General features: G+C 68.5%; 3 protein-coding genes. All 3 read right to left on the reverse strand.

Annotation, left to right across the window (positions count from 1 at the left end):
• Nucleotides 1–48 precede the first annotated feature (48 nt).
• The 3 genes from ABZ260_RS48345 to ABZ260_RS48355 are packed head-to-tail and all read right to left on the reverse strand — an operon-like array spanning nt 49 to nt 3,600.
• The gene (locus tag ABZ260_RS48345; protein ID WP_355631954.1) at nt 49–1,647 is read right to left on the reverse strand and encodes a glycoside hydrolase family 13 protein; all 1,599 of its coding nucleotides are present in this window, start codon (nt 1,645–1,647) and stop codon (nt 49–51) included.
• A 39-nt stretch (nt 1,648–1,686) separates the two neighbouring features.
• The gene (locus ABZ260_RS48350; RefSeq protein ID WP_355631957.1) at nt 1,687–2,667 is read right to left on the reverse strand and encodes a carbohydrate ABC transporter permease; all 981 of its coding nucleotides are present in this window, start codon (nt 2,665–2,667) and stop codon (nt 1,687–1,689) included.
• Between the two features lie 15 nt (nt 2,668–2,682).
• Nucleotides 2,683–3,600 (reverse strand): sugar ABC transporter permease, encoded by a 918-nt coding sequence (locus ABZ260_RS48355; protein WP_355631960.1) that lies wholly within the window; start codon nt 3,598–3,600, stop codon nt 2,683–2,685.
• Nucleotides 3,601–3,699: the final 99 nt, after the last annotated feature.

A 3,699-nucleotide genomic window follows, 5' to 3' on the forward strand; every position in this document is an offset into this window, starting at 1 on the left:
GACCGGCCGAGCGAGGTACGGCCGGTCAGCGGCGGCCCCGGAGGGGGATCAGATCACACGGAGCCAGACGGCGGTGTCGGAGGGGAGCCTGTCCCCCTCCAGCGGACCGCTGGCCAGCAGGACCGACTCGTGCTCCGGCAGGGAGACCGGCTCCGCGCCGAGGTTGACCACGCAGATCAGGCCCGACTCCCGGCGGAAGGCCAGCACCCCCTCCCCCACCTCCAGCCAGGCCAGCGTGCCGTCACCGAGCAGCTCGCGGCGGAGCCCCAGCCCGGTGCGGTAGAGGGTGAACATGGACGCCGGGTCGGCGGCCTGTACCTCGGCCGTCAGCGCCTTCCACTCCGGCGGCTGTGGCAGCCACGGCTGCCCCGCGCCGAACCCGAACGGCGGCTCGTCACCCGACCAGGGCAGCGGCACCCGGCAGCCGTCACGGCCGGGATCGGTGTGGCCGGAACGGACCCAGATCGGGTCCTGGCGCAGCTCGTCCGGCAGGTCCTCCACCTCCGGCAGCCCCAGCTCCTCGCCCTGGTAGACGTAGAGCCCGCCGGGAAGCGCCATCGCCAGCAGTGCGGCCGCGCGGGCCCGCCGCTCGCCCAGCACCGGATCCGACGGCATGCCGTGCTTGCGGTCGGCGTGGTCGAAGGAGGTGTCGGCCCTGCCGTACTTGGTCACCGGGCGGGTCACATCGTGGTTGGACAGCACCCAGGTGGGGGGCGCGCCCAGCGGGATGTGCGTGGCCAGGGTCTCCTCGATCGACCGGCGCAGCGCGGCGGCGTCCCAGGGGCACGCCAGGAAGTCGAAGTTGAACGCGGTGTGCATCTCGTCGGGGCGCAGGTAGAGCGCGAAGCGCTCCTGGTCGGGCAGCCACACCTCGCCGATCAGGATCCGGTCGTCGTACTCCTCGGCCACCCGGCGCCAGCCCCGGTAGATGTCGTGCACGCCGTCGAGGTCGGTGTACGCCTCCTGTCCTCCCTCGCTGTCCATGTCCTTGACCAGCAGGGCGGCCGAGTCGATCCGGATGCCGTCCACGCCCCGGTCGAACCAGAAGTGCAGCACGTCGTGGAACTCCTCGACGACCTCGGGGTTGGCCCAGTTGAAGTCCGGCTGCTCGGGGGCGAACAGGTGCAGGTACCACTGGCCGTCGGCGACCCGGGTCCACGCGGGACCGCCGAAGATCGACTGCCAGTCGTTGGGCGGCAGCTCACCGCTCGCTCCCCGGCCCTCGCGAAACAGGAAGCGTTCGCGCTCGGGCGACCCGGGCCCGGCCTCCAGTGCCCGCACGAACCACTTCTGCTGGTCGGAGCCGTGGTTGGGGACGATGTCGGTGATCGTCTTGATGCCCAGGGCATGCGCCTCGGCGATGAACTCCTCCGCCTCGGCGAGCGTGCCGAACGATGGCTCGATGTCACGGTAGTCGGCCACGTCGTACCCGCCGTCGGCCATCGGCGACGGGTACCAGGGGTTGAGCCAGATCGCACCGATGCCCAGGTCGGAGAGGTATGGCAGGCGAGCGCGAAGTCCCGCGAGGTCGCCGATCCCGTCGCCGTCACCGTCGGCGAAGCTCCGGAGATAGACCTGGTAGATCGCGGCTCCCCGCCACCATGCTTCGGGGTCCGGGGTCGCTCCCGGGAAGGTGCTGCCGGACATGCTGGAACAACTCCTTGCGGTTGAAAGTGGGTAACGAGGTCAGCCCTTGAGGCTGCCGGCCGTGAGGCCGGCCATGATGCTGCGCTGGAAGATGAAGAAGACGACCATGGTCGGGATACTCGCGATCACCAATGAGGCGATCAGCACGTTCTGCGGCATCTGCGCCGAGAGCGAGGCGATGCCCACGCTGATCGTCATCTTCTCCCCGTCCGGCAGTACGAGCAGCGGCCAGACGAAATCCTTCCAGACGTTGACCACCGAGAGAATGGACACCACTCCGAGGATCGGCCGGGAGACCGGCAGCACGATCGACCACAGGATGCGGGCGGGAGAGGCGCCGTCGATCTGGGCGGCCTCCAGCAACTCCCGGGGGATCGAGTCGAAGAAACGCTTGAGCAGGAAGATGAAGAACCCGTTGGCCGCCGCGGGCAACCAGATCACCCACGGGGTGTTCAGCAGGTCCCAGCCGAAGATCGGCAGGTCCTTGACCGTCAGATAGGCGGGCAGCAGGATGACCATCGGCGGGATCATGAGCGTGGCCAGCATCAGCGCCAGGACCACGTTGCCCAGCACGGGCCGCAGTTTGGACAGCGCGTAGGCGGCCGAGACGTCGATGGCCAGTGTGAACAGCCAGGCGCCACCGGCGTAGATGACGGTGTTGGTGAGGAAGAGTCCCAGGTCGAGCTGGTCCCACGCCTCGGCGTACACCCCGAGGTCGAAGGAGGTGGGAAAGAAGCTCGGCGGGATCTGGGCCAGTTCCTCGGGGGTCTTCAGCGCGCCGGTGACCATCCAGTAGAGCGGGAACACGAACACGGCGGTGAAGACCACCACCACCAGGGTCAGCGTGATCCGGTAGATCAGCCGCCCGCGCGGGGTGTTGAGCGTGTGCGGGGAGACCAGGCTGCGAAACTCCCTGGGCGCCTCCTTGGCCGCACGCGTCCGCCCTGCCTTCTTCCCCGAGCCCCGCTCCGGTGGCCGGGCGGGGGCGGGGCGAGGTGGGTGGACCGTGAGGTTCGACATCGGCTCGGCTCCTCCCTAGCTCTGGTTGTCCCGCGACACGCGCAGGTAGAAGGCGGAGAACACCATCAGCACGACCATGAGCATCAGCCCGAGCGCGCCCCCGGCGCCGAAGTCACCGAAGTTGAAGGCGTACTGGTACATGAGGTAGGCGACGGTGAGCGTCCCGTTCTCCGGGCCGCCGCCGGTGAGCAGGTACGGCTCGATGAAGACCTGCATGGTCGCCACGATCTGCAGCAGCAGCATCACCAGCAGGATCAGCCTGGTCTGCGGGATCGTGACGTGCCAGACCCTCTTGAAGATCCCGGCACCGTCCAGTTCCGCGGCCTCGTACAGCTCGCTCGGGATGCTCTGCAGCGCGGCGAGGTAGATCAGCGTGCCGGTTCCCAGGTTCATCCAGGTGGAGACGATCACGAGGGAGATCAGCGCGGTGTCCGTGGAGTCCAGCCAGCTCAGGGCCGGCAGGTGCGCCAGCTCCAGGATCTGGTTGAACAGTCCGGCGCCCGGGTCGTAGAACCACTTGAACAGCAGCACCCCGACGGCCGGCGGCAGCATCACCGGGAGATAGACGATGAACCTCAGGTAGGCCCGCGCGTGTCGCAGCTCGTTGAGGACGATCGCCGCCACGAAGGGGATGACGTAGCCGAACACGAGCGCCAGGCCGGTGAAGGCGAGGGTGTTGAGCCACGCGTCGGCGAACGCCGAGTCCTCCGTCACGGTGCGGAAGTTCTCCAGGCCGACCCAGGTCGGGTCGTCGACGAAGTTCGTCTGCTGGAAGCTGAGCAGGACCTCCCGCACCATGGGGTACCAGGAGAAGAAGGCGAAGCAGATCAGCGCCGCGCAGAGGAACCCGTAGGCGGTCAGGTTGCGTTGCAGCCCACGCCGGAACGCCCCCGCTCCCCGCCGCCGTGAGCCTTTCACGGTCATTGTGGTCATCGGTCGACTCCCGATTTCGACATGAGTGCCGGGGTGCCGGCCGACGGGCCTACCTGAGGTTCATCGTCTATCTCCCGGTGATGCTGCCGCCGGCCGTCG

This window comes from Streptosporangium sp. NPDC006013 (assembly GCF_040614275.1).
Classification (GTDB): domain Bacteria; phylum Actinomycetota; class Actinomycetes; order Streptosporangiales; family Streptosporangiaceae; genus Streptosporangium.

Excerpts from the sequence above, each read along its gene's own strand:
- ABZ260_RS48345 (WP_355631954.1), bottom strand. The coding sequence starts at position 1,647 with ATGTCCGGCAGCACCTTCCCGGGAGCGACCCCGGACCCCGAAGCATGG.
- ABZ260_RS48350 (WP_355631957.1), bottom strand. The coding sequence starts at position 2,667 with ATGTCGAACCTCACGGTCCACCCACCTCGCCCCGCCCCCGCCCGGCCA.
- ABZ260_RS48355 (WP_355631960.1), bottom strand. The coding sequence starts at position 3,600 with ATGACCACAATGACCGTGAAAGGCTCACGGCGGCGGGGAGCGGGGGCG.